Raw genomic sequence first — 25,773 nt, forward strand, 5'->3', positions numbered from 1 at the left:
CGCGTATTCAGGTGTAGACAAAGTGCAGTACCCGACAGATTTCGATGTCATCGTCATAGGTGGCGGCCACGCCGGTACGGAAGCGGCACTGGCGGCCGCCCGCCTCGGTGTGCGCACGCTGCTGCTGACTCAGAACATCGAGACCATCGGTCAGATGAGCTGCAACCCGGCCATCGGGGGTATCGGCAAGGGACACCTGGTCAAGGAGATCGACGCCCTGGGCGGGGCGATGGCGCATGCCGCAGACCGCGGGGGAATTCAGTTCCGTATTCTGAATGCGCGCAAGGGTCCGGCCGTTCGGGCCACCCGCGCGCAGGCCGACCGCCAGCTCTACAAGCAGGCCATCCGTGAAGCGGTGGAAAACCAGCCCAACCTGACCCTGTTCCAGCAGGCGGTGGACGATCTGATCGTTACCGGCGACCGGGTGACCGGGGTGGTCACCCAGATGGGGGTGCGCATCGCGGCGCGCGCCGTGGTGCTGACCGTCGGCACCTTCTTGGGCGGGCGGATCCATATCGGCGAGAGTCAGAGTCAGGGCGGGCGCGCCGGCGACCCGCCCAGCATCGCCCTCGCCGCCCGTCTGCGCGAGCTGCCGTTGCGCGTCGGCCGGCTCAAGACCGGTACGCCGCCGCGCATCGACGGGCGCAGCATCGATTATTCGCGGCTGCAGGCGCAGCCGGGGGACGAGCCCACGCCGGTGTTCTCTTTCCGGGGCCGGCGCGAGGAACACCCGCCGCAGGTGAGCTGCCATATCACCTATACGAATGCCCGCACCCACGAGATCATCGCCGGCGGCCTGGACCGTTCGCCGATGTACACCGGCGTGATCGAGGGCGTCGGGCCGCGCTACTGCCCGTCCATCGAGGACAAGGTGGTGCGCTTCGCCGACCGTGACCGGCACCAGATCTTCATCGAACCGGAAGGGTTGCACACGCACGAAATCTACCCGAACGGGATCTCGACCAGCTTGCCCTTCGACATACAGCTCGCGCTGGTGCGTTCCATCGCGGGCTTCGAGCAGGCGCACATCACCCGCCCCGGCTACGCCATCGAATACGACTTTTTCGACCCGCGCGACCTGCGTCCCAGCCTCGAGACGCGGGAGATCGGCGGCCTGTTTTTCGCCGGGCAGATCAACGGCACGACCGGCTATGAAGAGGCCGCGGCCCAGGGCCTGATCGCAGGCCTCAACGCCGCGCGCCAAGTCGCGGGCGAGGAGGCCTGGGTGCCGCGCCGGGACGAGGCCTATATCGGCGTGCTGATCGACGATCTCAACACCTGCGGCACCGCCGAGCCGTACCGCATGTTCACCTCGCGTGCCGAACACCGCCTGCTGCTGCGCGAGGACAATGCCGACCAGCGCCTCACCGAAATCGGTTATCGACTGGGGCTGGTGGACGAGGCCCGCTGGCGGGCGTTCAGCGCGAAGCGCGAGGCCATCGAAAAGGAACAACGGCGTCTGCGCTCGACCATGGTGTTTCCCGACCGCGGCGCCGGGCCGGCATTACGCGAAACGCTCGGCGAGACCCTGAGTAAGGAACAGAATCTGCTTGAGCTACTCAAACGACCAGGCGTGACCTACGCCGGTCTGATGTCTGTGCCTGAACTCGGTCCCGGAACGGATGACCCCAGCGTGGCGGAACAGGTCGAGGTACAGGCGAAATATGCCGGCTACATCAGCCGCCAGCAGCAGGAAATCGAGCGCACCCGCCGCCACGACGAAACGCTGCTGCCGGACGATCTCGATTACGCTGCGGTACAGGGGTTGTCCAACGAGGTCCGCAGCAAGCTGCAGGCGCACCGTCCGGCCACGCTGGGCCAGGCGGCGAGGATCTCGGGTGTCACCCCGGCGGCGGTTTCCCTGCTGCTCGTGCATCTCAAAAAACAGAACTGGTTGAAGTCGGCATGAAACAAACAATAATTCGAAACGCCTTGTTGCTGTGGTGTCTGCTGTTGTTCGGATTCGCGGCCCAGACCGCCGCAGCCGGGGACCGCATGGTCATCAAGCCGAGCCATCACAGCGTGAGGGTGACCATCGAGCGCCTGCAGGCGGAGCTCAAGAAGGAAAACATTCCGGTCTTCGCGACCATCGATCATGCCGCCAACGCCAAGTCGGTCGGCATGTCGCTGCGTCCGACCGAGGTGATTATTTTCGGCAAACCCCGATTGGGCACCACGTTGATGCAGGAGACCCAGACCATCGGCATCGACCTGCCGTTGCGGGTGCTGGTCTGGGAAGACGAGCGCGGCCGGGTGTGGATGGGCTACACCGATCCGAAGGTGATGCTGCACTGGCATTTCATCAAGGACCACGATGCGCTCGCCGCCAAGATGCGCGCCCTGCTGGACAGGCTGACCAACGAGGCGGGTTCGCTCTGAATGTCGGTCGACCGATCCGCCGCGCTCGCTGACGGTCTGAGCGCGGCGGGCATCCAGACCACGCAACGCCAGCACGATGCCCTGCTGAAGTACCTGAACCTGCTGCAACGCTGGAACCGGGTCTATAACCTGACGGCGGTGCGCGATCCGGACCAGATGATTCCGCTGCATATCCTCGACAGCCTGGCCGTGCTGCCCTGGCTGCATGGGCCGAGACTGCTGGACGTGGGCAGCGGCGCCGGCCTGCCGGGCATTCCGCTGGCGGTGATGACGCCGGATCTGGACTATACCCTGTTGGACGCCTCGGCAAAGAAGGCGCGCTTCATGCGCCAGACCGTGATCGAACTGGGGCTGAACAACGTCGAAGTGGTCAATGAGCGGCTGGAAAGCTACCGCCCGTCACGGCCCTTTGATACCCTGCTCAGCCGGGCGTTTTCCAGCCTGCGGGCGTTTGTCGAGGGAACAGCGGCGCTGGCGGCACCGCAAGCACACTGGCTGGCCATGAAGGGCAAGCTGCCCGTGGACGAGATCCGGGCCCTGCCGGCGGGTTATGTGGTGGAAGACAGCCCGCAGCTGCGTGTGCCGGGCGTGACCGGGGAGCGGCATTTGATCGTCATCAGCAGGTTGGCAGGAGAGCATGGGTAAGATTCTGGCGGTAACCAATCAAAAGGGCGGGGTCGGCAAGACCACGACCAGCGTGAATCTCGCCGCCTCCCTGGCTGCGACGCGCCGCAAGATCCTGCTGGTCGATCTCGACCCCCAGGGCAACGCCACCATGGGTTGCGGGGTGGACAAGCACAGCATCCGGGCCAGCATCTACGATGTACTGATGGCGGAGATGGCGCCGCAGCGCGCCATCGTATCCGTGGAGGGCTCGGGGTTCAGCCTGTTGCCGGCCAACGGCGACCTGACCGCCGCCGAGGTCGAGCTGATGCAGATGGAGGGACGCGAATTCAAGCTGCGTCGGGCGCTGCAGCCGGTGCGCAATGAATACGACTACATTCTGATCGATTGCCCGCCGTCCCTGAACATGCTGACCGTGAACGCCCTGGTGGCCGCCACCGGGGTTTTGATTCCCATGCAGTGCGAGTACTACGCCCTGGAGGGGCTGTCGGCGCTGATCCGCACCATCGAAAGCATCCGCCAGACGGCCAATCCGGAACTGCAGATCGAGGGGTTGCTGCGCACCATGTACGATCCGCGCAACAACCTGTCCAACGACGTTTCGACCCAGCTGATCCAGCATTTCGGCGATCGCGTCTACCGCACCATCATCCCCCGCAACATCCGTTTGGCCGAGGCCCCCAGCTATGGGATGCCGGTAATCCAGTATGATAAGGGCTCGCGCGGCGCCCTGGCCTACCTCGCCCTGGCCGGCGAGATGCTGCGCCGCGACACGCGAACCGTGTTCGTGCATCAATAACGACGTGAGTCCGGCGAGGACGATTGTAATTTCATGACCAGAAAAAAACCCGGACTGGGCAGAGGCCTGGACGTGCTGCTGAGTTCCGCCGCGGAGGTCCGCGAAACCGCGGACGACAGCGATCTGCGCCATATTCCCGTGGAGCACATCCGCCGCGGCAAGTACCAGCCGCGGGTGCACATCCGCCCCGAGGCCCTGCAGGAGCTGGCCGATTCGATCCGCGCCCAGGGCCTGGTGCAGCCGGTGGTGGTGCGCCGGGTCGGCGACGGGGAGTTCGAGCTGATCGCCGGCGAGCGGCGCTGGCGGGCGGCACAGATGGCGGGCCTGCTCGAGGTGCCGGCGGTGGTGCGCGACATTCCCGACCAGGCGGCCGCGGCCATGTCGCTGATCGAGAACATCCAGCGCGAGGATCTGAATCCGCTGGAAGAGGCGAACGCCCTGCAGCGTCTGATCAACGAATTCGGCCTGACCCACATGCAGACCGCCGAGGCGGTGGGGCGCTCGCGCACCGCGGTGACCAACCTGCTGCGCCTCCTGGACCTGAGCGACGAGGTGAAGGCCATGGTCGACGAGGGCCAGCTCGAGATGGGCCACGCCCGGGCCCTGCTGGCCCTGCAGGGGCGGGCCCAGCTGGAGGCTGCCCGCCACGTGGCCGCGCGCGGCCTGTCGGTGCGTCAGACCGAGCAGTACATCAAGTCACTGCAGCACCCGAAGTCCAGGCCGGCACGGCCGCAGAGCGCGGATCCGGACGTGAAGCGCCTGGAGCAGCGGGTCAGCGAGCAACTGGGGGCCAAGGTCCAGCTCGCCCACGGCGGCGACGGCAAAGGCCGCCTGGTGATCCATTACAACAGCCTGGACGAGCTGGACGGGATCCTCCAGCACATTAAATAAACCTTCATAAATCCTGCCCCGTCAGCTTGTTGACCCTCTAAAGGCGACTCTTTATACTGCGCGGCCTGTTGTCCAGGGGCGCTCACGGCCGATTGCGCCTTATTACATACAAGACAACCAGCAAGCCGACACGAGGCAGACCTGCATGGGCGCACGAAGGTTAACCGTCCAGTTGCTGCTGCTGGCCTTGGGGGGAGTGCTTGCCCTGTATTTCAAAGGCCTGGACTCGATGCTCGCGACCGTCTACGGCGGGGGGATCGTCCTGGTGAATACAGCAATATCGATCTGGTACTACCAGCGCGCACGTACGCGCGCCGCTGAAGATGCCATGCGCACCCTGCGCTATGCCATCAGCAGCGAGCTGCAGCGCTTCGTGGTCATGGCCACGTTGCTCGTGCTGGGGTTCGGTCCGCTGGGCCTTGAACCCACGAGCCTGCTGGCGGGCTTCATCGCCCTGCAGATCGGTGCTTTGCTGACACAAGGTTTCGAGAAAAGATTACAGAGCAAATAGGCATGTCCAGCGAAGCGATTACTTCTGGGGAGTACATCCATCACCACATGACCTTCATGACCTTCGGTAAGTTTCCCGACGGTCACTGGGGCCTGGCGCACAGCGCCGAACAGGCCAAGGAAATGGGTTTCTGGGCGTTCCATCTCGACTCCCTGGGGTGGACGCTGGTGCTGGGGCTGATTTTTGTCTTCATGTTCGGCGCGGTGGCCAGGAAAGCGACCACCGGCATCCCGGGTGGCCTGCAGAACTTCGTGGAATGGATCGTGGAGTTCGTGGACACCAGCGTGCGCGGCTCCTTCGCGGGCAAGAACGACATTATCGCGCCCCTCGCCCTGACGATCTTCGTCTGGGTGTTCCTGATGAATCTGATGGATCTGATCCCGGTCGACTGGATCCCCATGCTGAGCGGCTGGATCGGCAGCACCTTCTTCGGCATGGAACCGCATCATGTCTTCATGCGCGTCGTGCCCAGCGCCGATCCCAACATCACCTTCGGCCTCGCGCTCGGCGTGTTCTGGCTGATGCTCTACTACTCGGTCAAGATCAAGGGTATCGGCGGCTTCATCGGCGAGCTCGCGTTCCAGCCCTTCGGCAAGCTCGGCTTTCCGGTCAACCTGCTGCTGGAAGGCGTGGCGCTGCTGTCCAAGCCGGTTTCGCTCTCCCTGCGACTGTTCGGCAACATGTACGCGGGTGAAACGATCTTCATCCTCATCGCCATGATGTATGGCGCTGGCTGGGTCATGGGCGGCTTCGGCGGCCTGCTCCAACTGGGATGGTCAATCTTCCATATCCTCATCATTACGCTGCAGGCGTTCATCTTCATGACGCTGACCATCGTGTACCTGGATATGGCGCATCAGGAACATCACTAATTCAACTTTTCAACTTCGTTTAATCGGGAGATAAACAATGGAAGTCGCAACTGCTCTGTTGTACATCGCTGGTGGTCTGATGATGGGCCTGGGTGCCCTGGGCGCCGCGGTCGGTATCGGTATCCTCGGTGCGCGTTTCCTTGAAGGTGCCGCGCGTCAGCCCGAGCTGATCCCCATGCTGCGTACCCAGTTCTTCATCGTGATGGGTCTGGTCGACGCCGTGCCTATGATCGCGGTCGGTATCGCCCTGTACGTCCTGTTCGCCGTGGTGGGTGGATAAGCAGCAACTCGCCCTAGGTATCGAACTCGACGTAATCGAGAGGAATCGGCATGAATATCAATGCAACCCTCATCGGCCAGTCGATAGCCTTCTTCGTGTTCGTGTGGTTCGTCATGACGTATGTCTGGCCACCGATCATGAAAGCGCTCAACGAGCGTAAGAAGCAGATCGCCGATGGCCTTGCCGCCGCAGAGCGTGGCAAGCACGAACAGGAGCTGGCCAAAAAGCACGCCCTGGAAGAGCTTCACGCCGCCAAGCAGCAGGCGGCCGAGATCATTTCCCAAGCACAGAAGCGCGCCAGCGAGGTGGTCGAAGAGGCCAAGCAGCAGGCGCGTTCCGAAGGCGATCGCCTCAAGGCGGCCGCCCAGGCTGAGATCGACCAGGAGATCAACCGGGCACGCGAACAGCTGCGTGGTCAGGTGGCGTCTCTGGCGGTGGTCGGCGCGGAGCGGGTGCTGAAGAAAGAGATCGACGCCAAGGCCCATCAGCAGGTGCTCGACGATCTCGTCGCGCAACTCTAGGGGCTGAGTCATGGCTGAAACCACCTTCCTTGCTCGTCCCTACGCACGGGCCGTTTTCGAGCTGGCTCAAGCCGGCAACGCCCTGGGCAAGTGGTCCGAGCAGCTGATGTTCCTGGCTGCGGCGGCGCACACCCCGGAGATGCAGGCCATTATCGAGAGTCCCCGGCTGAGCAAAGAACAGCAGCTCGACCTGTTCAAGAAGGCATGCGACGGCAACGTGGACGCGCAGGGGCAAAACCTGCTGACCGTGCTGGTCGAAAACGACCGCCTGGAACTGCTGCCGGAAATCGCCGCCATCTACGAGCACATGAAGAACGAGGCGGAAGGTTCGGTCGAAGCGACACTGATCTCCGCGCTTCCGCTCGACGACGCGCAGCAGGCCGCCGTGGTCAAGGCGCTCAAGGCGCGCCTGGGACGCGAAGTACGTTTGGTCTGCGAAGTCGACGAATCCCTAATGGGCGGCGCGGTTATTCACGCCGGCGATCTGGTTATTGATGGTTCCGTGAAAGGGCGCCTGGAAAAGATGCGCACCGCATTGGGCCACTGAGAGGAATTGAACGATGCAACTCAATCCGACTGAAATCAGCGAACTGATTAAAAAGCGCATCGAGAACTTCGAAGCGGCGGCCGAGGCCCGTACCGAGGGTACGGTGGTCAGCCTCACCGACGGTATCGTGCGCATTCATGGTCTTGCCGACGCAATGTACGGCGAGATGATCGAATTCCCCGGCAATGTCTACGGCATGGCGCTCAACCTGGAGCGTGACACCGTGGGCGCGGTGGTGCTGGGCGATTACAAGACCATCTCCGAGGGCGACACCGCCAAGTGCACCGGCCGCATCCTCGAGGTGCCGGTCGGCAAGGGCCTGACCGGCCGCGTGGTCGACGCTCTGGGCAACCCCATCGACGGCAAGGGACCGGTCGAGAACGACGGGTTCTCCCCGATCGAAAAGATCGCCCCCGGCGTTATCGAGCGTCAGTCGGTCGACCAGCCGGTGCAGACCGGCCTCAAGGCCATCGACGCCATGGTGCCGATCGGCCGCGGACAGCGCGAGCTGATCATCGGCGACCGCCAGACCGGTAAGACCGCCGTTGCGATCGACGCCATCATCAACCAGAAGGGCACCGGTGTTACCTGTATCTACGTGGCGATCGGCCAGAAGGCCTCCAGTATCGCCAACGTGGTGCGCAAGCTCGAAGAGCACGGCGCCATGGACCACACCATCATCGTCGCCGCACCGGCCGCCGAGTCCGCCGCCATGCAGTTCATCGCGCCCTACTCCGGCTGCGCCATGGGCGAATACTTCCGCGACCGTGGTGAAGATGCACTCATCATCTACGACGATCTGACCAAGCAGGCCTGGGCCTACCGTCAGGTCTCCCTGCTGCTGAAGCGTCCGCCGGGACGTGAGGCCTATCCGGGTGACGTGTTCTACCTGCATTCGCGTCTGTTGGAACGTGCCGCGCGCGTGAACGCCGAGTACGTCGAGAAGTTCACCCAGGGCGCCGTGAAGGGCCAAACCGGCTCGCTGACCGCGCTGCCGATCATCGAGACCCAGGCCGGTGACGTGTCCGCCTTCGTGCCGACCAACGTCATCTCCATCACCGACGGTCAGATCTTCCTGGAAACCGACCTGTTCAACGCGGGTATCCGTCCGGCCATCAACGCCGGTCTGTCGGTCTCCCGCGTGGGTGGTGCGGCCCAGACCAAGATCATCAAGAAGCTCGGCGGCGGTGTACGTCTGGCACTGGCCCAGTACCGCGAGCTGGCGGCATTCGCGCAGTTCGCTTCCGACCTGGACGAGCAGACCCGCAAGCAGCTGGAACGCGGTCAGCGCGTGACCGAGCTGATGAAGCAGAAACAGTACAGCCCCATGTCCATTGCCGAGATGGCGTTCAGTCTGTTCGCCGCCAACGAAGGCTTCCTGGACGACGTCGACGTCAAGAAGGTCGTGGACTTCGAGGCGGCCATGGTCAGCTACCTGCGTTCGGAGCAGGCCAGTCTGCTGGACAAGATCAACGCGTCCGGCGACTACAACGATGAGATCGCGGCGGCCATGCGTAAGGCCCTCGAGGATTTCAAGGCCAAGAACGTCTGGTAAGGCGAGACACGAAACGCAACGGTAGGTAGACCAATGGCTGGCGCAAAAGAAATTCGCACGCAGATCAAGAGTATCAAGAATACTCAGAAGATCACCAAGGCCATGGAAATGGTGGCCGCGAGCAAGATGCGTAAGGCGCAGGACCGGATGCATGCATCCCGCCCCTATGCCGAGAAGATGCGCAATGTCATTGGCCATCTGGCGATGGCGCATCCGGAGTACGTGCATCCGTATCTTGAGGAACGCCCGGAGGTAAAACGGGTCGGCCTGATCATCGTTTCCAGCGACCGCGGCCTGTGCGGCGGCCTGAACATCAACCTGTTCAAGAAGGCCCTGGGCGAGATCAAGCACTGGCGCGACCAGGGTGCGGAGATCCGCCTCTGCATCATCGGCGCCAAGGCTCGCGCGTTCTTCAAGCGCATGGGCGACGTGATGTCGGAAATCACCCACCTCGGCGATGCGCCGCGGCTGACCGATCTGATCGGCACGGTGAAGGTGATGCTCGATGCCTACAACGAAGGCGAGATCGACCGCCTGATCCTGATCGAAAACAGTTTTGTTTCGACCATGTCACAGAAGCCGAGTGCGTCGCAGCTGATTCCGGTGGTGCCGGCACAGGATGAGAGTCTCAAGCATCACTGGGACTACCTGTACGAGCCAGATGCCAAAGAGGTCCTGAACGACCTGCTGACCCGCTATATCGAGTCGCAGGTGTATCAGGCGGTGGTGGAGAACGTCGCCTGCGAGATGGCGGCGCGCATGATCGCCATGAAGAGCGCCTCCGACAACGCCGGCGAGCTCATCGATCAGCTGCAGCTGGTCTACAACAAGGCGCGCCAGGCAGCCATCACCCAGGAAATTTCCGAGATCGTCAGCGGCGCTGCGGCGGTCTAACGATCAAGAATTCAGATAGATTTTTACGAGGATATAAACCATGAGCAAGGGCACCATCGTCGAGATCATTGGCGCCGTCGTTGACGTGGAATTTCCGCGGGACAGTATCCCGAAGGTTTACGACGCGCTGATCGTGGATGAAACCAATCTCACCCTGGAGGTGCAGCAGCAGCTGGGTGATGGCGTGGTGCGTACCATCGCCATGGGCCCCTCCGACGGTCTGCGCCGCAATTTGGATGTGACCGACACCGGCGCGCCGATTTCGGTACCCGTCGGCAAGGGCACCCTGGGCCGCATCATGAACGTGCTGGGCGAGCCCCAGGACGAACGCGGCGAGGTCAAGACGGAAGAAAAGTGGGCCATCCACCGCGCGGCACCGAGCTACGAGGAGCAGTCCGGTTCGACCGAACTGCTGGAAACCGGCATCAAGGTCATCGACCTGCTGTGTCCCTTCGCCAAGGGCGGCAAGGTCGGTCTGTTCGGCGGCGCCGGCGTGGGCAAGACCGTCAACATGCTGGAGCTGATCAACAACATCGCCACCCAGCACTCGGGTCTGTCCGTGTTCGCCGGCGTGGGCGAGCGTACCCGTGAGGGTAACGACTTCTATCACGAGATGTCCGAAGCGGGCGTTATCCGCCTCGACGCTCTCGAGGAATCGAAGGTGGCGATGGTGTACGGCCAGATGAACGAGCCGCCGGGCAACCGTCTGCGCGTGGCGCTGAGCGGACTGACCATGGCGGAATACTTCCGCGACGAAGGCCGCGACGTGCTGCTGTTCATCGACAACATCTACCGTTACACCCTGGCCGGTACCGAGGTGTCCGCGCTGCTCGGCCGCATGCCTTCGGCGGTGGGTTACCAGCCGACCCTGGCCGAGGAAATGGGTGTGCTCCAGGAGCGCATCACCTCGACCAAGAAGGGTTCGATCACCTCCGTGCAGGCCGTGTACGTGCCGGCGGACGATCTCACCGACCCCTCCCCGGCCACCACCTTCGCGCACCTGGACGCCACCGTCGTGCTGTCGCGTCAGATCGCCGAGCTGGGCATCTACCCCGCGGTGGACCCGCTGGATTCGACCAGCCGCCAGCTCGATCCGCTGGTTATCGGTCAGGAGCATTACGACACGGCCCGCACCGTGCAGAACGTGCTGCAGCGCTACAAGGAGCTGAAGGACATCATCGCCATTCTGGGTATGGACGAACTGTCGGAAGAGGACAAGCTGACTGTGGCCCGCGCCCGTAAGATTCAGCGTTACCTGTCCCAGCCCTTCTTCGTGGCCGAAGTCTTTACCGGCGCGCCCGGCAAGTACGTCTCGCTGAGCGAAACCATCCGCGGTTTCAAGGCCATCGTGGCCGGCGAGTACGATCACCTCCCCGAGCAGGCGTTCTACATGGTCGGCACGATCGACGAGGCCGCCGAAAAAGCCGAGAAGATGAAGTAAGAGGCTATACTTATGCCCATGACCATGCATGTGGACATCGTGAGCGCGGAGGAAAGCATCTACTCCGGCCCCGTCGAGGAGGTCTACGCCCCCGCCGAGATGGGCGAGGTGGGCATCTTCCCGCGCCACAGTCCTTTCATCTCCCGGCTCAAGCCCGGCGAGGTCCGCGTCAAACCCGAGGGCAAGCAGGAGCTGGAGTTCTACTTCGTATCCGGCGGTATCCTCGAGATCCAGCCGCACGTCGTCACCGTTCTGGCCGACACCGCGGTGCGTGCCAAGGACCTGGACGAAGCGGCGGCGCTGGAGGCCAAGCAGCGCGCCGAACAGCTGTTGTCGGACAACAAGGGTGAGATCGATTACGCCCGGGCGCAATCCGAACTGCTGGAGGCGATCGCCCAACTGCGCATGATCGAAAAGATGCGCAAAAATCTGAAGTGATCCGCGCGCCACACGCAGTACCTTTACGGGCAGCCATCGGGCTGCCCGTTTTCGTTAGGGCAGCGTACACGGGTGATCGGGTACAATCGCTACCTTTGAAGACCAGTTTTGCCTGAATCCATGAGTCTCGGAGTCATCATCCTCGCCGCCGGCCAGGGAACCCGGATGCGCAGCCGTCTGCCCAAGGTGCTGCACCGGGTGGCGGGACGGCCCATGCTGGACCACGTCATCGATACCGCCCTGGCCCTGGATGGCGAGCGCATCAGTGTCGTTTACGGGCACGGTGCCGAGTCCGTCATCGCGCATCTGGACGGCCAGGGTGTGGATGCGGTGCTGCAGGAATCCCAGGAGGGCACGGCGCATGCAGTCAAGCAGGCCCTGCCCGCCATGCAGGACGTGGATCACATCCTGGTGCTGTACGGTGACGTACCGTTGATACGCCCGGCGACTCTGAATCCCCTGCTCGACGCGCTGCAGCACGCGAAGCTGGCGGTGCTGACGACCGAACTTGATCAGCCGACGGGTTATGGGCGCATCGTACGCGACGGTCACGGCCAGCTGACGAAAATCGTGGAGGAAAAGGATGCCTCGGATGCCGAACGGTCCCTGCGCGAGGTGAACACCGGCATCCTGGCGGCGGAGCGCGAGGCGCTGGAACGCTGGATAGACGGCATCGGCAACGACAACGCCCAGAGCGAGTATTACCTCACGGACTGCGTCGCGCTGGCCGTGCACGAAGGCTCGGGTGTCGCCGGGGTGCGCTGCCAGGACGCCATGGAGGTCAGCGGGATCAACGACCGTGCGCAGCTGGCGGCCGTGGAGGCCTATGCTCAGCGGCGCACCGCCGCCGACCTGATGACACAGGGTGTGACCCTGCTCGATCCAGCGTCGCTGCGGGTGCGTGGTCGGGTACGGATCGGGGTGGATGTCGAGATTGACGCCAATGTGGAGCTGGCGGGCGAGGTAATCATCGGCGACGACGTGCACATCGGTGCGAACTGCGTGATTCGCGACAGCGAGATCGAGGCCGGTGCCGAGATCCTGCCGATGTGCGTGATTGAGCAGGCCAGGGTGGGGTCAGGCAGCCGGGTCGGCCCGTTTGCGCGCCTGCGCCCAGGTGCGGAGCTGGCCGGCGGTAATCACATCGGCAACTTTGTCGAGATCAAGAACAGTCAAATAGGCCAGGGCAGCAAGGTCAATCACCTGAGCTATGTCGGCGACACCACCATGGGCAGCCAGGTCAACATCGGGGCCGGGACCATTACGGCCAACTATGACGGCGCCAACAAGCACCGCACCGTCATCGAGGACAACGCCTCCACCGGATCCAACTCGGTGCTGGTCGCGCCGGTTACAGTAGGCAAGGGCGCGACCCTGGGTGCCGCTACGGTGCTGCGCAAAACGGCCCCCGAAGGCAAGTTGACCCTGACGGCAACCAAGCAGACCACGGTGGACGGTTGGAAGCGCCCCGAAAAAAAGCAGGAGAAGTGACATGTGTGGGATAGTCGGCGGCGTGGCGCAGCGCGATGTCGCGCCGATCCTCCTCGAAGGGCTGCGCAGGCTCGAATACCGTGGGTACGATTCCGCCGGCATGGCCGTGCTGCACGATGCCGAGCTGGAACGCCTGCGGCGGGTCGGCAAGGTCGCGCAACTGGCCGATGCCCTGCAGCGGCAACCGCTGAACGGCATGCTCGGCATCGCCCACACGCGCTGGGCGACGCACGGCCAGCCGAGCGAGCAGAATGCCCATCCCCACATCTGCAACAAACACATCGCGGTGGTGCACAACGGCATCATCGAAAACCACGAAGCGTTACGCGAGGGACAGCGCAAGGAAGGATTCCGCTTCACCTCGGAGACCGACACCGAGGTGGTGGCGCATCAGATCGAACACCACCTGCAGCACGGCAGCGACCTGCTCGATGCCGTACGCAAGACCATTGGTGAAATCCAGGGGGCCTATGCCATCGGCGTGATCTCGGCCGATGAACCGCACCGTCTGGTCGCCGCGCGCGAGGGCAGCCCGCTGGTCATCGGTATCGGTATCGGCGAACACTTCATCGCCTCGGACGTGCAGGCCCTGCTCCCCGTCACCCAGCGATTCGTGTATCTGGAAAACGGCGACGTCGCCGACCTGCGCCCCGACGGCATGACCATCTACGACCGCAGCGGCCAGATCGTGGAGCGGCCGGTGTACGAATCGGCGCTCAGCGCAACCGCAGCCGAGCGCGGGAACTATCGGCATTTCATGCTCAAGGAGATCCACGAGCAGTCGCAGGCGATTGCCGACACCCTGGAATCGCGCATCGTGGGCGGGCGGGTGCCGGCGGAAATCCTCGGGCCGCGCGCCGGCGAGTTGATCGATCAGGTCAAAGCCGTGCAAATCGTGGCCTGCGGCACCAGCTACCACGCCGGCCTGATCGCGAAATACTGGCTGGAGACGCTGACCGACCTGCCCTGTCAGGTCGAGGTGGCGAGCGAGTATCGCTATCGCCGTCACGTGGTGGCGCCGGGCACGCTGTTCGTGACCATCTCCCAGTCCGGCGAAACGGCGGATACCCTGGCCGCCCTGCAGGCCGCGAAATCGGCGGGGTACGTCGCCTCGCTGGCGATTTGCAACGTTCCGGAAAGCTCGCTGGTACGCGCCTCCGACCTGGTGCTGATGACCCACGCCGGCCCGGAGCTGGGCGTGGCCTCGACCAAGGCCTTCACCACCCAGCTCGTCGCCCTGCTGTTGTTCGTCATCGCCGGCGGCCGGGCGCACGGGATGACGCAGGACACCGAGAAGGCGCTGATCGGCGAGCTCGAACACCTGCCCGCGCAGATCGAGGACGTATTGAAACGCGAGCCGGAAATCGAGGCCTGGGCGCAGGCGTTCGCCAACCTGCATCATGCGCTGTATCTGGGCCGCGGGATCGAATTCCCGATCGCGATGGAAGGTGCGCTCAAGCTCAAGGAGATTTCCTACATCCATGCAGAGGCCTACCCGGCGGGCGAACTCAAGCACGGCCCGCTGGCACTGGTGGACGAGGAGATGCCGGTGATCGCGGTGGCGCCGAACGATAGCCTGCTCGAAAAACTGCTGTCGAATCTTCAGGAGGTGCGCGCCCGCGGCGGAAAGCTGTTCGTGTTCACCAGCGGGAAACCGCTGCGTGCCGAAGCGGATGTCCAGACCCTGGAGCTGGGCGATGTGGGCGAATGGACCGCCCCCATCGTTTTCAGCGTCCCCCTGCAGCTGCTGGCCTATCACGTCGCCGTGCTCAAGGGCACGGACGTCGACCAACCGCGCAATCTGGCCAAATCCGTGACGGTGGAATAGTGGACATTGCAACCAACTTCTTCGTGATCAGATAAAAATGCGCTCGCACAAAGCAAGGCTCGAATATTTAAAACATGCTGGGTATGTGCCACAAGGCATTATTGATATTGGAGCGCATGTCGGTAAGTGGTCTGAAATGATTCATAGCGTATTTCCTAATGCGCCAATCTTGATGATCGAGGGAAATCAAGATCACAAAGAGAAGTTATTAGGGGCCTTGGAAAATATTCAGCATAGGATGCCAGATTCCGAACTTGAGATAACTCTTTTATCAGATCAAGCAAAAGAAGCGATCTATTACAAAACAATAAATGGCGGGACATCAGGCAATTCCCTTTATAAGGAAAATACGCCGTCATACGCGAAAGAAAACGTCATAGAGGAAATAAGAAAGACAACAACATTGGATGAAATAGTAAAGCGGTCAGGACCTACTTACGATTTCATCAAACTGGATGTACAAGGAGCGGAAGCAGACGTTTTAAAAGGCGCATTGGCTACGATGGAACATGCGAAGTTCATCCTGATGGAAACTCAGTTGCTGGAATACAATCAAGGCGCGCCGTTGTTTCATTCAATCATTGAATTAATGGCTTCGTATGGATTTCAGATGGCGGATGTTTATGAATTTCACTATCTACCAGATGGAAGGTTGAACGAAGTAGATGTGCTTTTTGCAAAAAGCCATGATCCAATGTTTTGCATCGATAGGAACAAGAAAATTAACAAAAAGGAAAAGACGGCAGATATCTTTAATCTTTGCCTAAATATGGACTCACCAATATCAATTATTAAGAAACTGATGAGTAATCAATTTCGACATGGCAAATCGGGATGAAACCCATCAATGAAAGCAACGCCATGGGCTTAGACTTGATGTCATATCGGGTTAATTAGGCTTCAGTTGAATTAAGGCCTTAGAAGCCCACCCTAAATCTAAATTACAGCAAAGGGCGGGCAAAATTCTTTATGAAAAACATGGTGTTAGATGCCTTCAGCAAAGGCGGCTTTCCCTGGCGTCATTCATGGGGTAGGATTGCCGGCTTGCCAAGTACGTATAGAGACGGAGTGGTTATGGATCAGAACGCCCTGAACGCACGCTGCGTAGAGCTTTTTCAGCACCCCCGCGTGCAACAGATGATGTGGAGTCCGCGCATGTTCTGGGATATCGGTCGTACGCTCACCTCCAAGCCGACCGATTGGACCAGCCCCAAGGTCGACCTGTGTGAACTGGAAGTGCTGCTGGCCGCAGCCGCCTATGTCGATTCGCAGTGCGCCACAGAACTGAACGGCCGCGAACCCGGCCGTGCCGATTTCATCCGCCGCGCGGTGCAAAGCGGCCAGCGTCCCATGCTGCACAACATCAAGAGTCACTAAGCGAAACCGTATCGGGATTGCATAAAAGCCGGGCCTCAGGGCCCGGCTTTTTTTGTGCCTGTCAAAATCGCCGGTGCAGCGAACGGGCTTCGAGTTTGTCGGTTACGGCGGTGGAGCGATGATCAAACGGGGCGTTGCAGCGGGCCTTCCACTTCGGCGCGTTTGTCCGCACCGGCCAGCAGTTCGATCAGTGAAAGCGCGAAGTCCATGGCCGTGCCGGGACCCCGTGAGGTGAGGATGTGCCCGTCACGGGTCACCACATCGGTGGTGAGCGTGGTGTCGGGCAGGTTCATGGCCTCCAGCACGCCCGGGAAGGCGGTGGCGTGGCGGCCTTCCAGCAGACCTGCCGAGGCCAGCACCTTGGGTGCGGCGCAGATGGCGGCGGTGTAGCGTCCCTTGCCGGCATGCCGGCCGAGCAGCTCGGCGAGGCGGGTGTCGTGTTGGAGGTTGTCGGCGCCGGGCTGGCCGCCGGGCAGTGCGATCAGGTCGAAGTCCTCACCCAGAACGCTGTCCAGGGTGACATCGGGCAGGAGCCGGGTGCCGCGGGAGGCCGTGACGGGTCGGTCGTCAAGTCCGGCGGTAACGACCTCGAAGCCGGCGCGGCGAAACAGGTCGATGAGGGTAACCGCCTCGAGTTCCTCGCAGCCCTGGGCTAGGGGGATAAGGATGCGAACCATGATCTGGCCTCCTGCTTGGCACGGATGAGTTGACTCGCGTGCACCAGTGTAACGCCGTCGCTGGCCAGGTTGCGCAGGCGTTCCCGCAGGACCATCAGGGTTGCAGGATGAGGATGCCCGATGGCGATGGCATAGCCGCGCGCCCGGGCGATCTGGATCAGGGTGTCGAACTGGTGCGCCACGTAGGCGGGATCCCCCGGCTTGGCGTCCAGGAAGACGTTGCGCGCCGCATGGGGCAGGCCGTGCTCGGCCGCCACCTGCTCGGCGACGGTACGCGGCGTGGTGCGGCTGTCGATGAAATACAGCCCGCCGTGCTGCTGCAGCACCTGCATTACCCAGGCCATGTCGCCGGGATGCTGGGTCAACAGGCTGCCCATGTGGTTGTTGACGCCGCGCACGTACGGAATGTCGGCCAGGGCCTTTTGCACCGTCCGCTTCATCTGGGTTTCGTCCATGTCCAGGGTCAGGCCGTCCGGGCCGAGCCGGCGGTCATCGTCCGATTCCATGGGCAGATGCAGCATGACCTCCTTGTCGCGGGCATGGGCTTCGTCTGCCAGCCGGCGGGCAAAAGGCGTGTCCGGCAGTACGGAAACCGTGAGCGCGCCCGGCAGCGCGAGGCTGGCCTGGCCCGCCGCGAGGTTGTAGCCGAGATCGTCGATGATGATCGCGATCAGCGGGTGGCGGGCGGGTTCGGCGCGAAGCGAGGTCGACAGGAAAAGCAAAAGCAGGCAGGCGAGCCCGAGGCACGCCTGCCGGGGATACATGTGGGTTATCAGCGCCACTTGCCGTAGATGGACAGACCCTTGAGGAGATTCAACGCCTCGTACAGCTGATAATCCTTTTCGGCCAGGCTCAGATCGTCCCCGGATTTTGCCTCAGGCGCCTGTTTCTTGTTGCCGTTCTGCAGATGGCCGCTCAGGTCGGCTTCCGTGATCGGTTTGAACGTCTCCTTCTGGCTGCTTACTTTCAGCGGGTCCAGGGTCACGTTGGGCACGATGCCCTCGGCCTGGATGGAGCGTCCGGACGGCGTGTAGTACAGCGCGGTGGTGAGCTTGAGTGCGGTGCCTTCGGGCATGGGCAGGATGGTCTGCACGGAGCCCTTGCCGAAGGTCTTGGTGCCCACGATCAGGGCACGCTTGTTGTCCTGCAGCGCTCCGGAAACGATCTCCGAAGCGGAGGCCGAGCCGCCGTTGACCAGCACCACCATCGGGGCGCCGTCCAGGTCGTCCCCCGGGGAGGCGGAATAGCGCAGGTCGGAATCGGCGATGCGGCCCTTGGTGTAGACGATCAGGCCCTTGTTCAGGAAGGCGTCCGCCACACCCACCGCTGCGGTGAGCACCCCGCCGGGATTGTTGCGCAGGTCGAGCACCAGCCCCTTGAGGTCGCCCTTGTTTTCCTTCTTCAGCGCCTCGAGGGCCTTTTGCAGGTCCTCCGCGGTGCGGGACTGGAAGCTGGCAATGCGTACGTAGCCGTAGCCGGATTCGAGCATGCGGTATTTCACGCTCTTCACGTGGATCACGGCGCGCTTGATGGAAATCTCCATGGGTGCGGCGGCACCCTCCCGGACCACGGTCAGGGTGACCTTGCTGCCGGGCTTGCCGCGCATGAGCTTGACGGCGTCATCCAGGCTCATGCCTTTGACGGGTTTGTTGTCGATGCGAATGATCAGGTCGCCGGACTTGATGCCGGCCTTTTGCGCCGGTGTGTCGTCGATGGGGGAAACCACCTTGACGAAGCCGTTCTCCATGCCGACCTCGATACCGAGGCCGCCGAATTCGCCGGTGGTGCCGATCTGCAGTTCCTTGAAGGCCTCCTTGTCCAGAAACGCGGAATGCGGATCCAGACCGGTCACCATGCCTTCGATGGCGCTTTCAATGAGCTTCTTGTCGCTGACGTCCTCGACGTAATCCTCCTTGATCTTGCTGTATACGTCGGAGAACAGGCGGAGTTCGTCCAGCGGGAGCGCCTCGGCATTGGCAGGGGCCTGCTCACGGTCGGCGAAGACCGTGATCGAGGTACTCAGCATGGTGCCGATGACCATACCGAGCAGGATTCCGAAGATTAAACGCTTGTTTCTCATGAAGCTCTCCCTACCAACACGAAGGGTGCGGCTCCGCCACCCCCCTGGGGCTGCTTATACCGGGTCAAAAGTTCTGAGCATCTTAGCATGTCGAAGCCGCGGGAACGCGATTTATCGGCTCGCAAAGCGCACCTTGTGACTGCACCACTGGCCGGGATTGACCGGCTTGCCGTTGTGGCGGATTTCGAAGTAAAGGCCCGGCTGCGAGTGGCCGCCGCTGTCACCCACGCGCCCGAGAATGTCCCCGGCGTCCACCCAGTCGCCGACCGCTTTGTACAGGCTTTCGTTGTGTCCGTAGAGGCTCATGTAGCCGCGGCCGTGATCGACGATGATCAGCAGGCCGTAGCCGCGCATCCAGTCGGCGAACACGACGCGCCCGTTGGCGACAGCGCGGACCGGCGCATGCGGTTTGGCCCCGATCAGCACGCCGTGCCAGCGCAGCTTGCCGTCGCTGCCCGAGATCCGCTGGTGGTAACGGGCGCGCAGCCTGCCGTCGACGGGCCAGGGCAGTCGCCCCTTGAGGCTGGGAAAGCGCTGGAAAGAGCCGATGTTGTCGGGAATGTCGGACAGCACCTTGCCGAGTGAATCGAGCAGGGACTGCAGGTCCTGCTCGTTCTTTTTAAGCGAGCCGAGTCGTGCCTGCTGGGATTTGAGCCGCTCGTCGATCCTGCCCAGCAGCGCCTGCCGGTCCCGCTTGTTGCGTGCCAGGGTGCGGATGCGCGCCTGCGCCTGATCACGGCTCTGCTCCAGGGCATGTTTCTGGTCGTGGATGGCAGATTCCGTCTGCGCCAGTTCGTCGAGCGTCTGCTGCAGGTCCTGCAGCCGATGCACGCGGGCCTGGTTGAGGTACCGGGCGTAGGTCAGGGTGCGGCCGAGCGTGGCCGGGTCCTGCTGGTTCAGCAACAGCTTGAGCTGCGGGTCGCCGCCCATCATGAACATGGCGCGCAACTGGGCGTCCAGCGCCTTGCGCTGGGAAGCGAGATGGGTCAGCAGGGACTGGCGCTGGGTCTCCAGACCGGAAAGGCGCCGCTCCTGTTTTGCCAGGCGTTGGCGGATGGAGCGCAGCTCGTGCAGCAAACGCCCGCGTTCGCGTTCGATGCGTCCGAGCTCGGCCTGCAGTGCATCCTGTTTCTGCAGAGTGCGTTCGCGATTGGCCTGCAAGGCGCTGATTTCACGCTGGATTTTCTGCAGCTTGGCCGCAGTTTCCGCGCGCTGGTCGGCCGCCGGCACGGGCGGCGCGCAACACAGGCTGACCAGCAGCAGGACAAGCAGGCTAGAACGTGGCCGGAACACAGGATCGGGACCCTTTGGGGACGGCACCCATTGTAGCCCGGCGGGGGCAACGAGCAAGGAGACGTTGTGGACAGTAAGGCGTTGTTGTACTGTATAATTTAATAATATTACGACTTCGTGATCCGGCGGTACCTCCTGATGCCCGAATCCACCGAACTCCTGACGCCGCAATTGATGTCCCAAGACGAGGACATCGAAAGGGCTTCCCGTTCCCTGAAGGCCATGTCACACCCGTTGCGGCTGAAAATCCTCTGCACCCTGGGGGATCGCGAGGTGAGCGTGCAGGAGATCGTGGACAGCGTCGGCACCTCCCAGAGCAACATCTCCCAGCACCTCGCCATACTCAGGGACAAGGGCATTCTCGCCTCCCGCAAGGACGCCAACCGCGTCTACTACCGGGTCGGCGACGCGCGCACCCTGCGCCTGATCGGCATGATGCAGGAAGTCTTCTGTAACCAGGCCTGAAGTCCTTCCGGGGCGGTCGGACTTGGCCTGAACCCCGCTTCCTGCTAAAAAGGCGTCCTGATTTTCCCTGGGCCCCTGCGCATGCAAGAATACCTCGCTTTTGTCTCGCGCCATCCCGTGTTGTTCGCCTTGCTGGCGGCGGTGGTGGTGCTGATCATCTGGACCGAAATCCGCCGTTTCACCTCCGGGTTCCGTCAGGTCTCGCCCGCCGAGGCCGTACGCCTGATCAACCAGGACGAGACCCTGCTCCTCGACGTTCGGGATGCCAACGAGGTTCGCACCGGCGTGATCGGCGGCGCCAAGCACATCCCGCTGGCCGACCTCACCAAACGGGTCGACGAGCTGGAAAAATTCCGCGACAAGACCATTCTCGCCTATTGCCGCAGCGGCAGCCGTTCCGCCCAGGCCTGTTCGCAGCTTTTGAAACGCGATTTCAAGAACGTGGTGAATCTCAAGGGCGGTATCATGGCCTGGCAGGAAGCGAACCTCCCCTTGAGCAAGAAGTAACGGTCAATGAGTAGTCAGCCCAAGGTCATCATGTATTCCACGCGCTTTTGCCCCTATTGCGTGATGGCGCGGCGCCTGTTGAGTTCGAAGCGGGTGGAGTTCGAGGATATCCGCATCGATCAGCATCCCGAGCGGCGGGCGGAGATGGAAGACCGCAGTGGCCGGTTCACCGTGCCGCAGATCTTCATCGGTGAGGTGCACGTCGGCGGATACGACGACATGGCCGCGCTGGAGCGGGAAGGGCGGCTCGATCCTTTGCTCGGGAGAGAGGCGTGAGTGGGCGGATTCTCGTCTGCCCGCATTGTCTGAAGCTCAACCGGGTCCCCGAGGCGCGGCTGGCGGAATCGCCGCGTTGCGGCAGCTGCCACGAACCGCTGTTCGGCGGCCATCCCCTGGAACTGACCCCGCAGACGCTGCAGCGGTTTATCGCCAAGGAGGAAATCCCGCTGCTGGTCGACTTCTGGGCGCCCTGGTGCGCACCCTGCCGCGTGATGGCACCGGCCTTCGAGCAGGCCGCGCGGGAACTCGAACCGCGAGTCAGACTGGGCAAGCTTGATACCGAGGCCCATCAACAGCCTGCCGCCGAATACGGCATACGCGGCATTCCGACCCTTATTCTGTTCGCCGGCGGGCGTGAGAAGGCGCGCGTCTCCGGCGCCATGGACGCCGGACAGCTGCGGCAATGGGTGAGCCAGCAACTCTGATACCGGCGGCGCTCGCCCGATTCTTTACGGATTCAACCCATCTCCAACGACTTTTAGGGAACAAGCATCGATCATGACTGACCAGACCACAGCCCAGGAATTCACCATCCAGAAAATCTATCTCAAGGACGCCTCGGTCGAGGTGCCCAACGCGCCGCAGGTCTTTACCAACGAGTGGCAGCCGGAAAGCAATCTGGAACTGAACACCGAGAGCCAGAAGATCGAAGACGGCATTTACGATGTGACCCTCACCCTGACCGTCACCACCAAGAACGCCGGCAACACGGCCTTCCTGGTGGAGGTCAAACAGGCCGGCGTGTTCAGCGCGCGCGGCTTCGACGAGGAGCAGATGGGGCACATGATGGGCAGCTTCTGCCCGAACATCCTGTTCCCCTACGCCCGCGAGGCCGTCTCCAGCCTGTCGGTGCGCGCCGGCTTCCCGGACCTGCAGCTCGCGCCCATCAATTTCGACGCCCTTTACGCCCAGCACCTGGAGAACCAGGGAGAGGGCAACCCGCCCGCCACGTCGGACCCCGAAACGGGGGCTACGCACTAACCCCCGGCCGGCGAGATGCCTGGATCCGCCATCGCCGTTCTCGGGGCAGGGTCCTGGGGCACGTCACTGGCCGTGCACCTGGCGCGCAACGGGCATGCCGTCCATTTGTGGGACCGCAAGCCCGAGGCCGTCGAGGCCATGTCGCGTACCCGGACCAATGCCCGTTACCTGCCGAACATCGAGTTCCCGCCGACGCTGACGCCCACCGCGGACCTCGAGGCGGTTTGCGCCGCGTGCGACGACCTGCTGATCGCGGTGCCGAGCAAGGCCTTTCGCGGCTTTCTGAAAACTCTGCAGCCTCATCTGCGTCCCACCGCACGGCTCATCTGGGCCACCAAGGGGCTGGAGGTGGAGAGCGGCAAGTTTTTGCACCAGGTACTGGAGGAAGAGTTGGGCGTGTCCCGGCCCTATGCCGTGATTTCCGGGCCCTCCTTCGCCTGGGAGGTGGCCTGCGGCCTGCCGACCGCCATTACGGTGGCCGGCGGCAACGCCGCGTTTTGCCGCGAGGTGGCCACCATCCTGCACAGCGAGACCTTCCGCGCCTATACCAGCGACGACCTGATCGGGGTACAGCTCGGCGGTGCGCTGAAGAACGTCATGGCGATCGCCGCCGGCATTTCCGACGGTCTGGGCTTCGGGGCGAATGCCCGCGCCGCCCTCGTGACGCGCGGTCTGGCCGAGATGGTGCGGCTGGGAGACCGGCTCGGCGCGCGGGCCGAGACCCTCATGGGGCTGTCCGGCCTGGGCGATCTGGTGCTGACCTGCACCGACGACCAGTCGCGCAATCGCCGGCTCGGCCTGGCGCTCGGCCAGGGCAAGGCGCTGGAAAGCGCGCTGCGCGACATCGGCCAGGCGGTGGAGGGTGCGGTAACCGCCAAGGTCGTCATGCGCCTGGCCGGCGGCACCGAAGTGGAACTGCCGATCTCGCAACAGGTCTTTCGCGTCCTCTATGAAGGAATCGCGCCACGCGCCGCGGTCAGCGAACTGCTGGGCCGCGATCTCAAACCGGAACTCGGTTAGCCCTAACCAGCCCCTGCAAATCCGTTCTGCCGCCAGGCCTCGTAGAGCACGGCCGTCGCCGCGTTCGACAGGTTCAGGCTGCGGCTTTCCGCGACCATCGGGATCCGCCGCAATCCCTCCGCAAAGCGTACCCGCACCTCAGCCGGCAGCCCGCGCGTCTCGGGTCCGAACAGCAGGGCGTCCCCCGGCGCATAGCTTGTCTCGGCATAGGACCGCGTGGCATGGGTGCTCAGCGCATACACACGGGGTGGCGCGACGCTTTCCAGAAAGTCATCCAGCGTGTCGTGCACCCGCATGCGCGCCCACTCTCGGTAATCCAGCCCCGCCCGTTTGAGACGCCGGTCGTCGAGTTCGAAACCGAGCGGGCGGATCAGATGCAAATGGCTCCCGGTGTTTGCGCACAGGCGGATGATGTTGCCGGTGTTGGGCGGGATTTCCGGCTCGAACAAGACCACGTGAAACATAACGGCTCCGAAGTGGTGTCGAAACTGTGACAGCCGTCACAGTTTCGACAATTGGGGTGTTCATTTTCTGTCAGTTGAGGCGCGAGCGGACATAAACTCCAGGGAAATCAGAGACCAAGCATTGCCATTCCGCGATCATGGAGGCGAAACCGGAAATGTCTGCTCGACCACATGTGTTATCCAAGCCGGCCGTTTTACTCGTCGATGACGATCCGGCCATACGGGACAGTCTGGGATTTTATCTCGGCCGGCGGTTTACCGTGGTCAGCGCATCCTCCCGACAGGAAGTGCAAACGCTGTTGGCCAACACCGGCCGGATGCCGCGCCTGGCCCTGGTCGATCTGGGACTGCCGCCAGACACCCACAGCCCGGAGGAGGGGTTCGCCCTGATTCCCGAACTGCTGGCGCACGACTCCGAAATGCGCATCCTGGTATTGACCGGGCAGGAGGAGGCGGAGCACGTCAATCACGCACTGGCCCTGGGCGCGGCCGACTTCATCAGCAAACCCAGTGCACCGGAACACATTCTCGCCCGCCTGGAACATCAGCAGTTGATGCTGGAGACCCAGACGCAGGATCAGCTCCAACCCGGCCAGGGCGAGATGCTGCTGGGCGAAAGCCCGGCCATGGATGCGCTGCGGGCGCAGATACGGCAATTCGCCTCCGCGCCCTTCCCGGTGCTGATCACCGGCGAATCGGGCTGCGGCAAGGAACTGGTTGCCCGCGAGATCCATCGCATGAGCGAGGGCAGCCGGGGGCCGTATGTGGCGGTCAACTGTGCGGCCCTGCCTGGCGATCTGATCGAGGCTCAGTTGTTCGGCCATGCGCGCGGCGCCTTCACCGGGGCGCACGAAGAGCGCGTCGGCTTTTTCGCCGAGGCCTCCGGCGGCACCCTGTTGCTGGACGAGATGGGCGAGCTGCCGCCCGGCCTGCAGGCCAAGCTGCTGCGGGTGCTGGAGAACGGCGAATACTACCGCGTGGGCGAGACGCGGCCGCGGCATGCGAAGGTGCGTCTGCTGGCTGCGACCAATCGCGACCTGCGGGCCCTGGTCGACGAGGGCCGATTCCGCGCCGACCTGTATCACCGGCTGAGCGTGCTGCGTATCCACTGCCCGCCGCTGCGCGACCGGGCGGGTGACGCGACCCGCCTTCTGCGCCACTTCCAGCAGGCCTATGCGCGTACCGTGCCGCGCTTCATCCTGAGCAAGGAGGCGCAGCGCCTGTGGGAGACTTATAACTTTCCCGGAAATGTGCGAGAGTTGAAAAACCTTGTAATTCGTCTGGGGACGAAATATCCCAACCAGACCGTCTCCGAAGAGGCGTTGCGTGCCGAGATGGATCCCGGCACAGGGCAGTTGGTCGCCCCCACCGCCACGGACGCACAGCACCATCTGCGCCAGATCGGCTTCGAGCTCGACGGTTATCTCCACGAGGTGGAGCGTGAACACATACTGTGTGCGCTGGACCTCGCGGGTGGGAATTTGAGCAAGGCCGCGCGTTACCTCGGCCTGAACCGGACGACCTTGTACAGTCGTATGCAACGCCTGGGTGTTCGCTGA

30 protein-coding genes are annotated in these 25,773 nt (G+C 62.9%); 25 read left to right on the top strand and 5 right to left on the bottom strand.

Features of this window, described 5'->3' with window-relative positions; all coding sequences use genetic code 11:
- The first annotated feature begins 22 nt into the window (after positions 1-22).
- From mnmG to P8Y64_06140, 18 genes are all read left to right on the top strand, one after another.
- Positions 23-1,909 (top strand): tRNA uridine-5-carboxymethylaminomethyl(34) synthesis enzyme MnmG, encoded by a 1,887-nt coding sequence (mnmG, locus tag P8Y64_06055; GenBank protein ID MEJ2060038.1) that lies wholly within the window; start codon positions 23-25, stop codon positions 1,907-1,909.
- Entirely contained in the window at positions 1,906-2,379 is a 474-nt protein-coding gene (locus P8Y64_06060) for a DUF302 domain-containing protein (GenBank protein MEJ2060039.1), read from the top strand. The genes mnmG and P8Y64_06060 overlap by 4 nt, the downstream gene beginning before the upstream one ends.
- Positions 2,380-3,024, top strand: a complete 645-nt coding sequence (gene rsmG / locus P8Y64_06065) for a 16S rRNA (guanine(527)-N(7))-methyltransferase RsmG (GenBank protein MEJ2060040.1) — start codon at positions 2,380-2,382, stop codon at positions 3,022-3,024.
- Positions 3,017-3,802: an AAA family ATPase gene (locus P8Y64_06070; protein ID MEJ2060041.1), complete on the top strand. Its 786-nt coding sequence runs from the start codon at positions 3,017-3,019 to the stop codon at positions 3,800-3,802. Before rsmG ends, P8Y64_06070 begins: the two co-directional genes overlap by 8 nt.
- Positions 3,803-3,835: 33 nt before the next feature.
- Positions 3,836-4,693: a ParB/RepB/Spo0J family partition protein gene (locus tag P8Y64_06075; protein MEJ2060042.1), complete on the top strand. Its 858-nt coding sequence runs from the start codon at positions 3,836-3,838 to the stop codon at positions 4,691-4,693.
- A gap of 145 nt (positions 4,694-4,838) precedes the next feature.
- The gene (locus tag P8Y64_06080; GenBank protein ID MEJ2060043.1) at positions 4,839-5,204 is read left to right on the top strand and encodes an ATP synthase subunit I; all 366 of its coding nucleotides are present in this window, start codon (positions 4,839-4,841) and stop codon (positions 5,202-5,204) included.
- Positions 5,205-5,206: 2 nt separating this feature from the next.
- Positions 5,207-6,076, top strand: a complete 870-nt coding sequence (gene atpB / locus P8Y64_06085) for a F0F1 ATP synthase subunit A (protein ID MEJ2060044.1) — start codon at positions 5,207-5,209, stop codon at positions 6,074-6,076.
- A gap of 37 nt (positions 6,077-6,113) precedes the next feature.
- Entirely contained in the window at positions 6,114-6,356 is a 243-nt protein-coding gene (gene atpE / locus P8Y64_06090) for a F0F1 ATP synthase subunit C (protein MEJ2060045.1), read from the top strand.
- Between the two features lie 50 nt (positions 6,357-6,406).
- On the top strand, positions 6,407-6,877 hold the full coding sequence (locus tag P8Y64_06095) for a F0F1 ATP synthase subunit B (protein MEJ2060046.1): 471 nt from the start codon (positions 6,407-6,409) through the stop codon (positions 6,875-6,877).
- Between the two features lie 10 nt (positions 6,878-6,887).
- Positions 6,888-7,424, top strand: coding sequence for a F0F1 ATP synthase subunit delta (locus P8Y64_06100; GenBank protein ID MEJ2060047.1), 537 nt, complete (start codon positions 6,888-6,890; stop codon positions 7,422-7,424).
- Between the two features lie 13 nt (positions 7,425-7,437).
- Positions 7,438-8,979, top strand: coding sequence for a F0F1 ATP synthase subunit alpha (gene atpA / locus P8Y64_06105; protein ID MEJ2060048.1), 1,542 nt, complete (start codon positions 7,438-7,440; stop codon positions 8,977-8,979).
- Positions 8,980-9,012: 33 nt separating this feature from the next.
- Positions 9,013-9,873 (top strand): F0F1 ATP synthase subunit gamma, encoded by an 861-nt coding sequence (atpG, locus tag P8Y64_06110; GenBank protein MEJ2060049.1) that lies wholly within the window; start codon positions 9,013-9,015, stop codon positions 9,871-9,873.
- Between the two features lie 40 nt (positions 9,874-9,913).
- Positions 9,914-11,314: a F0F1 ATP synthase subunit beta gene (gene atpD / locus P8Y64_06115; protein MEJ2060050.1), complete on the top strand. Its 1,401-nt coding sequence runs from the start codon at positions 9,914-9,916 to the stop codon at positions 11,312-11,314.
- A 12-nt stretch (positions 11,315-11,326) separates the two neighbouring features.
- The gene (locus tag P8Y64_06120; GenBank protein ID MEJ2060051.1) at positions 11,327-11,752 is read left to right on the top strand and encodes a F0F1 ATP synthase subunit epsilon; all 426 of its coding nucleotides are present in this window, start codon (positions 11,327-11,329) and stop codon (positions 11,750-11,752) included.
- Between the two features lie 120 nt (positions 11,753-11,872).
- A complete protein-coding gene (glmU, locus tag P8Y64_06125; protein ID MEJ2060052.1) occupies positions 11,873-13,243 on the top strand; it encodes a bifunctional UDP-N-acetylglucosamine diphosphorylase/glucosamine-1-phosphate N-acetyltransferase GlmU in 1,371 nt (456 codons plus the stop codon).
- Between the two features lies 1 nt (position 13,244).
- Complete coding sequence (gene glmS / locus P8Y64_06130; protein ID MEJ2060053.1) at positions 13,245-15,071, top strand: glutamine--fructose-6-phosphate transaminase (isomerizing); 1,827 nt, start codon at positions 13,245-13,247, stop codon at positions 15,069-15,071.
- 37 nt (positions 15,072-15,108) lie between these two features.
- A complete protein-coding gene (locus P8Y64_06135) occupies positions 15,109-15,909 on the top strand; it encodes an FkbM family methyltransferase (GenBank protein ID MEJ2060054.1) in 801 nt (266 codons plus the stop codon).
- A 236-nt stretch (positions 15,910-16,145) separates the two neighbouring features.
- Complete coding sequence (locus P8Y64_06140) at positions 16,146-16,448, top strand: hypothetical protein (GenBank protein MEJ2060055.1); 303 nt, start codon at positions 16,146-16,148, stop codon at positions 16,446-16,448.
- Positions 16,449-16,570: 122 nt separating this feature from the next.
- On the opposite strand, the gene P8Y64_06145 is transcribed toward P8Y64_06140, so the two are convergent.
- The 4 genes from P8Y64_06145 to P8Y64_06160 all read right to left on the bottom strand — a co-directional run bounded on the left by P8Y64_06145 (position 16,571) and on the right by P8Y64_06160 (position 20,498).
- The gene (locus P8Y64_06145; GenBank protein ID MEJ2060056.1) at positions 16,571-17,125 is read right to left on the bottom strand and encodes a DJ-1/PfpI family protein; all 555 of its coding nucleotides are present in this window, start codon (positions 17,123-17,125) and stop codon (positions 16,571-16,573) included.
- Positions 17,101-17,889, bottom strand: a complete 789-nt coding sequence (locus P8Y64_06150) for a divergent polysaccharide deacetylase family protein (GenBank protein ID MEJ2060057.1) — start codon at positions 17,887-17,889, stop codon at positions 17,101-17,103. The genes P8Y64_06145 and P8Y64_06150 overlap by 25 nt, the downstream gene beginning before the upstream one ends.
- A gap of 8 nt (positions 17,890-17,897) precedes the next feature.
- Positions 17,898-19,205, bottom strand: coding sequence for a S41 family peptidase (locus P8Y64_06155; GenBank protein ID MEJ2060058.1), 1,308 nt, complete (start codon positions 19,203-19,205; stop codon positions 17,898-17,900).
- A 111-nt stretch (positions 19,206-19,316) separates the two neighbouring features.
- Complete coding sequence (locus P8Y64_06160; GenBank protein ID MEJ2060059.1) at positions 19,317-20,498, bottom strand: peptidoglycan DD-metalloendopeptidase family protein; 1,182 nt, start codon at positions 20,496-20,498, stop codon at positions 19,317-19,319.
- 138 nt (positions 20,499-20,636) lie between these two features.
- On the opposite strand from P8Y64_06160, the gene P8Y64_06165 reads away from it, so the two are divergent.
- The 6 genes from P8Y64_06165 (at position 20,637) to P8Y64_06190 (ending at position 23,750) form a co-directional block, all read left to right on the top strand.
- On the top strand, positions 20,637-20,963 hold the full coding sequence (locus P8Y64_06165) for a metalloregulator ArsR/SmtB family transcription factor (GenBank protein MEJ2060060.1): 327 nt from the start codon (positions 20,637-20,639) through the stop codon (positions 20,961-20,963).
- A gap of 81 nt (positions 20,964-21,044) precedes the next feature.
- Positions 21,045-21,470, top strand: coding sequence for a rhodanese-like domain-containing protein (locus tag P8Y64_06170; protein ID MEJ2060061.1), 426 nt, complete (start codon positions 21,045-21,047; stop codon positions 21,468-21,470).
- Positions 21,471-21,476: 6 nt separating this feature from the next.
- Complete coding sequence (grxC, locus tag P8Y64_06175; protein ID MEJ2060062.1) at positions 21,477-21,746, top strand: glutaredoxin 3; 270 nt, start codon at positions 21,477-21,479, stop codon at positions 21,744-21,746.
- Positions 21,743-22,174: a thioredoxin TrxC gene (gene trxC / locus P8Y64_06180; GenBank protein MEJ2060063.1), complete on the top strand. Its 432-nt coding sequence runs from the start codon at positions 21,743-21,745 to the stop codon at positions 22,172-22,174. The genes grxC and trxC overlap by 4 nt, the downstream gene beginning before the upstream one ends.
- 73 nt (positions 22,175-22,247) lie before the next feature.
- On the top strand, positions 22,248-22,730 hold the full coding sequence (gene secB, locus P8Y64_06185) for a protein-export chaperone SecB (GenBank protein MEJ2060064.1): 483 nt from the start codon (positions 22,248-22,250) through the stop codon (positions 22,728-22,730).
- 15 nt (positions 22,731-22,745) lie between these two features.
- The gene (locus tag P8Y64_06190; protein MEJ2060065.1) at positions 22,746-23,750 is read left to right on the top strand and encodes an NAD(P)-dependent glycerol-3-phosphate dehydrogenase; all 1,005 of its coding nucleotides are present in this window, start codon (positions 22,746-22,748) and stop codon (positions 23,748-23,750) included.
- A gap of 2 nt (positions 23,751-23,752) precedes the next feature.
- Here the strand turns inward: P8Y64_06190 and P8Y64_06195 are convergent, their stop codons facing one another.
- Positions 23,753-24,214: a tRNA (cytidine(34)-2'-O)-methyltransferase gene (locus P8Y64_06195; GenBank protein ID MEJ2060066.1), complete on the bottom strand. Its 462-nt coding sequence runs from the start codon at positions 24,212-24,214 to the stop codon at positions 23,753-23,755.
- Positions 24,215-24,369: 155 nt separating this feature from the next.
- On the opposite strand from P8Y64_06195, the gene P8Y64_06200 reads away from it, so the two are divergent.
- Positions 24,370-25,773, top strand: coding sequence for a sigma-54 dependent transcriptional regulator (locus P8Y64_06200; protein ID MEJ2060067.1), 1,404 nt, complete (start codon positions 24,370-24,372; stop codon positions 25,771-25,773).

Source organism: Gammaproteobacteria bacterium (assembly GCA_037388465.1).
In the GTDB taxonomy this organism is placed as follows: domain Bacteria; phylum Pseudomonadota; class Gammaproteobacteria; order SpSt-1174; family SpSt-1174; genus JARRKE01.